General features: G+C 44.9%; 7 protein-coding genes. 4 read left to right on the top strand and 3 right to left on the bottom strand.

Annotated features, from left to right (window positions below; genetic code table 11):
• The 3 genes from Q0200_RS01310 to cysE all read left to right on the top strand — a co-directional run.
• A partial coding sequence (locus Q0200_RS01310; protein WP_366118071.1) for a Gfo/Idh/MocA family oxidoreductase occupies window positions 1-572 on the top strand: 572 nt, incomplete at its 5' end.
• Between the two features lie 101 nt (window positions 573-673).
• Window positions 674-1585 (top strand): cysteine synthase A, encoded by a 912-nt coding sequence (gene cysK / locus Q0200_RS01305; RefSeq protein ID WP_297936862.1) that lies wholly within the window; start codon window positions 674-676, stop codon window positions 1583-1585.
• A 40-nt stretch (window positions 1586-1625) separates the two neighbouring features.
• Window positions 1626-2132 (top strand): serine O-acetyltransferase, encoded by a 507-nt coding sequence (cysE, locus tag Q0200_RS01300; protein ID WP_366118073.1) that lies wholly within the window; start codon window positions 1626-1628, stop codon window positions 2130-2132.
• A 171-nt stretch (window positions 2133-2303) separates the two neighbouring features.
• Here cysE and Q0200_RS01295 read toward each other — a convergent pair whose 3' ends face one another.
• The 3 genes from Q0200_RS01295 to Q0200_RS01285 are packed head-to-tail and all read right to left on the bottom strand — an operon-like array spanning window position 2304 to window position 5214.
• Window positions 2304-3200: a 3'-5' exonuclease gene (locus Q0200_RS01295; RefSeq protein WP_297936858.1), complete on the bottom strand. Its 897-nt coding sequence runs from the start codon at window positions 3198-3200 to the stop codon at window positions 2304-2306.
• The gene (rpe, locus tag Q0200_RS01290) at window positions 3197-3844 is read right to left on the bottom strand and encodes a ribulose-phosphate 3-epimerase (RefSeq protein ID WP_297936856.1); all 648 of its coding nucleotides are present in this window, start codon (window positions 3842-3844) and stop codon (window positions 3197-3199) included. The genes Q0200_RS01295 and rpe overlap by 4 nt, the downstream gene beginning before the upstream one ends.
• Before the next feature lie 11 nt (window positions 3845-3855).
• Window positions 3856-5214 (bottom strand): STAS domain-containing protein, encoded by a 1359-nt coding sequence (locus Q0200_RS01285; protein WP_297936854.1) that lies wholly within the window; start codon window positions 5212-5214, stop codon window positions 3856-3858.
• A 211-nt stretch (window positions 5215-5425) separates the two neighbouring features.
• Between Q0200_RS01285 and rpmB the strand changes: the two genes are divergently transcribed.
• Window positions 5426-5617 (top strand): 50S ribosomal protein L28, encoded by a 192-nt coding sequence (rpmB, locus tag Q0200_RS01280; RefSeq protein WP_002945979.1) that lies wholly within the window; start codon window positions 5426-5428, stop codon window positions 5615-5617.
• Window positions 5618-5642 lie beyond the last annotated feature (25 nt).

The following is a 5642-nucleotide window of genomic DNA, read 5'->3' as shown; positions in this document are numbered from 1 at the left end:
TATTTAGGGAGCATGCGACAAGGCTCATTCCCGAGCTTTGCGAATGCGAGCTAAAAAAAGAGCTTGAAAACGAGGAAATTTACAGCATGCAAATAACTAGAAACGCGCCATTTCCGCAGCGCATCACTGACGTTGGGATACTGGCCGACTTAGCCGTGCACGATATAGATCTTATTAGATTTTTAAGCGGCAAAGAGATAAAAAGCGCGGATATAAAAAGCTCGCGCAAAATCCACGCCAAATTTGAAGACAACGCTGTTTTGTCGTTTGAGCTTGAGGGCGAGATAACGGCTCTCATCGCTACTAGCTGGCTCGCGCATAGACGAAAAAGGACGGTCGAAGTCGCGTGCAAAGGGGCGGTTTACGAGGCTGATTTGCTAAATCAGAGCCTCGTTAAATTTAGCGAATTTGACGAGAGCGCGTGCAAAATGCAAAATATATTCGTCAAAAGAGCTGATCCGCTAACAAGCGAGCTAGAGGACTTCGTGCATTTTTTAGGCGGGGAGCAAAGTGCGAGCGCTAGCATAGAAGACAGCCTAAAAACGCTAAAAATCATAGGGAACGCGAGCTAAATTTTAGGCTGAAATATAAAAGAAAATTTATTTTTTTATATTTTATTTATATTTATGGAAAAAGAAGTTATTATTATACGATTTTTTCAAAAGGAGTCTAAATGATATATGAAAGCATCGTTCAAACCATCGGTAAAACCCCGATCATAAGGATAAATAGCGTGCACGAAGAGGGCATGGCTGAAATCTACGCAAAGCTTGAGTTTTTTAACCCGGGCGGCTCGGTAAAAGATAGAATCGCCGCAAACATGATCCTAGGTATGCAAAAAGAGGGCATCCTAAAAAAAGGCGACGTCATCGTGGAGCCGACTAGCGGCAACACCGGCATAGGCGCAGCCATGGTCGGCGCGGCACTAGGATACAAGGTCGTGCTAGTGATGCCTGAGACCATGAGTATAGAAAGACGCAAGCTACAAAAGGCTTACGGCGCGGAGCTAGTGCTAACCGAGGGTGCAAAAGGCATGAAGGGTGCGATCGAAAAAGCAAACGAACTCGTGCGCGAAAAAGGCTACGTGATGCTAAGCCAGTTTGAAAATAAATTTAACCCGCAGGCTCATGAGCTAACTACGGCAAAAGAGATCATGGATGATTTTAAAGAGCTTGACGCGTTTGTAGCCGGCGTAGGCACTGGCGGCACGCTAAGCGGCACGGCAAGAGCGCTAAAAGCAAACGGCTATAAAACTAAAATCGTCGCCGTCGAGCCAAACGACTCCGCAGTGATCTCGGGCGAAAAACCCGGCCCGCACAAGATCCAGGGCATCGGCGCGGGTTTTATCCCGGCTACGCTCGAGACCGCCTATATCGACGAGATAGAGCGCGTGGATAACGATGAGGCCTTTGAGGCGGCTAGAAAACTGGCTAAAGAGGAGGGGGTCTTGCTAGGTATCTCAGGCGGCGCGGCTTTGGCGGCTGCGGTAAAGGTCGCAAAGAGGCTGGGCAAGGGCAAAAAGGTGCTTTTCATAGCTCCCGATAACGGCGAGAGATATCTTAGTACTCCGCTTTACGAGGCGTGATTTGGGACTGATAGCTGAGCTAAACGAGCTGGTCGCGACCGTGCGAGGAAAGGACCCGTCTGTGGCCTCGTGCTGCTACGGGGCGATCCTCGTCAACACTCCGGGCATCCACGCCGTCTTTTTTCATAGATTCGCGCACTTTTTGCATGTTAAAAATTGGCGATTTACGGCGCGCTTCGTTTCGCAGATGTCGCGCTTTTTAACTGGCATCGAGATACATCCGGGTGCCAAGATCGGCAGGCGGCTTTTTATCGATCACGGCATGGGCGTGGTTATCGGCGAGACAGCCGAGGTGGGCGATGACGGGCTGATCTATCATAAAGTAACTTTGGGCGGTACGGGCAAAGAGTGCTGCAAGCGCCACCCGACCGTAAAAAACGGCGTCACGATAGCAGCCGGCGCAAAGGTGCTAGGGAACATCCTGATCGGCGAAAACGCCAAGATAGGCGCAAACTCTGTCGTGCTAAAAGACGTGCCCGATAACGCCACGGTCGTAGGAATTCCTGCTAGGATCGTGCGGATAAACGGAGAACGAGTCGGCGAGTAGGTCAAATTTGCGCCGACTTGGACTGCTATTTTTATAAATTTATTCTTTTTTATTCTGTTAAATTTGAAAATTTGTAAGATTTTTATAGGGCAGACAAATATAGCGGATGCTTTTGCGAGTTTGTATTTCGCTTTAATTTATCAAATTTAACTACGGCAAATTTAGTTAAATTTATTCATCAAATATCGGAAGTTTAGGCTGTATCTTGTTGCTGACGTTTAAAATTTGAGCTTCGCTTGCTTCGCCTAAATTTTCATTGTCATCAAATTTGACCGGCTCGCCGGCTTCATTCGTCGTGATTTTTAGTCGCTTCATCGTCTTGGCCGATTTGCTAAATTCTATTAGATCCTCGGTCGTCTTTACCTCGCTCGGGAGCTTTTGTAGTGAGTATTTAAAAATTTCAGCCGCCGCGATAGCGTCGCTCAGGGCTCTGTGATGGGTATTGTCGATGCCTAAAAGTTCTTTTAGCGTGCCTAGGCCGTATTTTGGCGAGGCGATAGTGCGGCGGGCTAGGTCTATGGTGCAGAGCTTACGGTTTAGTAGCTCGCCGTATCCTAGCGCCTCCAGCGTCGCGCTGATAAAGCCGTAGTCAAAGCGAACGTTGTGTGCCACAAAAACGCTCTGACCTAAAAAGACCTTAAACTGCTCCATGACGAAGGCTAGGCTTGGCGCGTTTTTTAGGTGTTCTGCGGTGATGCCCGTTAGTTCGCTGATATTTTCCGGGACGTAGGGCGCGTACACGAAGGTTTCAAATTTGCCGATTATTTCGCCGTTTTGTAGCTTTATCGCGCCGATTTCGATGATCTGTCCGCTATTTATGCCGCCGCTAGTTTCTATATCTACGACGCAAAAAATTTGATCTTTTATCTCATTGCGCCGCGTTTTTAGCTCGATTTGGTTTTTTGCGGTGCGGGTTATATCAAGCCCTAGCGCGCGCCACATCTGCACGTCGCGAACATCAAAAAGCTCGGCGTATTCGTCCATTTGCTTTGTCGCGGCGACAAAGTCCGCGTAGGCTACGTTTCGCTTGGCGATGACGGCTAGTAAATTTTCAAAATCTTGGTTCAAAACTCGAGCTTTAGCGAGCGGATAGAGTGCTCGTATGAATTTGATGAAAATATATAACTGCCCGCTACGACGATATCTACGCCCGCCTCATCGAGCTGCGCGACGTTTAGTCCAGTTACGCCGCCGTCTACCTCGATCATGCATTTTGCGTTTTTACGCTCGATCATTTCGCGTAAGCTGCGGGCTTTTTCAAGTACCGAAGGGATAAATTTTTGCCCGCCGAATCCCGGATTTACGCTCATTAGTAGCACCATGTCGACCTCGTTTACGATGTGCTCGATCGTGGAAACGGGGGTGTGCGGGTTTAGCACTATCGCGGGCCCTGTGCCGTGGCTACGGATGTGATCGATTAGGCGTAGCGGGTGCTTTTCCTCCTCGATGTGAAAGCTTAAAAATTTAGGCTTCAGAGGCAAAAAAAGATCGGCGAAAAAAGTGTTATTTTGCACCATTAGGTGTATGTCTAGCGGCTTTGTGGCGGCTTTTGCGACGGCATTTACCACCACCGGACCGATGGTTAAATTCGGCACGAAATGCCCGTCCATCACGTCAACATGCACTAGATCGGCTCCAGCCTCGCAGATGGCCTCGATCTCGGCTCTTAAATTTCCAAAATCAGCCGATAAAATACTCGGTGCTACATACATTTTAGTGTCCTTTATTTGCTTAGAAAAAATATCGCGTCCATGCCGTCTATATCGAGTCGTACGAGGGCGCCTTTGTTTTTTTTGTCTTCCTCTTTAATCTCTTCAAAGACATGCGGCAAGGTAAAATTCGCCTCTATCTTTTGACTTTTTAACCACGCTTCGATGCGGTCGGATATAACACTAAGCAGGTCTGCATAGGCCTCGATCATGCTTGCGTCGCTACCTTCTTGAAGCAAAATTTTGCAGATTTTATAAACGGCGTTTTTTTCGACGCAGAGGATAAATTTGGCATTTGTCTCGCCGTAAAACGCTACCGAGCCCATGCAAAATTTCTCCTCGTCGCAGCTAAAATTTGTTATCTCGGTACTCTTGCGAGAAATAGGTAAATTTGATAAAGAGGCTAGCGTATCCATCACTACTTTTAAGATATCGGGCAAAAGATCTATTAATTCTTTTGTTATATTTTTAGGTTTTTCGTCTTCTATGCTACCGCCGCCTTCTATCGTCGCGTCGTCATTAAAAAAATCCTGGATCGTATCGTAAAGTAGTATCCCGCAGTCCTCTAAATCATGAAGTAAGGCTTTTGAGACGTTAGGCTTTTTTAGCCCGCACATAGCTATGGTTGCACCGCTATCGGCGCATTCCATCGCGAGTTTTGCCAAAAACGACACGCCGTGAATATTTATAAAACTTGATTTTTTCATATCAAAAACAAAAAATTTAAAGCCGATTTTTAGCGATTGCAGGAAACTTTTATAAGCGAATTTGTCTGCAAATTCCGAGTCGATAAAGCCGTTTATCTCGTAAACGACTACGTTTTCTTTAAGGCTAGTGGATAATTCTTTTTTATTTGATTTGATGTCGGTGAGGCGGATGGCGCACTCGAAATCTTTGTGCAAGCGGTTAAATTCATCCTCGTCTTTTGCGATAACCGGTTTGTATCCGCGCCCTGATAATGTTAGCGCAATCTGGCGTTTTTGCTCGGTATCGGCGTTAAAAACGATGATTTGTTTGTTTTCCGATTCAAACTTCCCCCAAAATAAAAGCGCAACGCTGAGCGTCTCGAAAAAAGATAAATTTAAAACATCTTTAGACATTCTTTTTAGGGCTTTAAATTTTATCTCGTTATAATCGCAAAAGCCTATATCGGCGTCATTTTCCTTTGTTATTCTTGAGACGGATTCAAGGATTAGATTAAAGCCTACCTTGTTAAAATAAACGGTATTTTTAAGCGATATTAGGATATGACGCGGAGCTTTTTGGCGTAGATATTTTATATTTGCGTCGCTGATTTCGTATTTATCGATATCGCCGTCTAAAAAGCCGGAAGGATAAAATATAGCTACGTCGTCTTTAAAATCTAATCTCATAAGATAAAAGAATTTCCTAAAAAATGATATTTTTTACGTAAATCGAGCCGGTAATTTTTTAAAATTTAACCGTGTTTAAATTTTGTTATTTTAGCTTTTTTATCCATAAATTCAGTTTAAAAACTAACGCGTTTGTAAAAGCAGCTTTAAGCTTTTATTTTGTTTATTTTGGATAAAATCAGCAGAAATTTTTATTTTTAAGGAAACAAATATGTCAAGAGTATGCGCAATAACAGGCAAAGGTCCGATGGTAGGCAACAATGTCAGCCACGCGAAAAATAGAACAAAAAGAAGGTTTTTGCCAAACTTAAGAACTATTCGCGTTACGCTAGAGGACGGCACTACGAGAAAGATCAAGGTAGCTGCTTCTACGCTAAGAACGATGAGAAAACAGTCACGCTAAATTTACCGCAAATTTGAGGAGTTGT

Source organism: uncultured Campylobacter sp., assembly GCF_938045225.1.
Classification (GTDB): Bacteria; Campylobacterota; Campylobacteria; order Campylobacterales; family Campylobacteraceae; genus Campylobacter_A.
The sequence above is the reverse complement of the archived record's forward strand: the minus strand, read 5'-3'. Positions and strand labels throughout refer to the sequence as shown.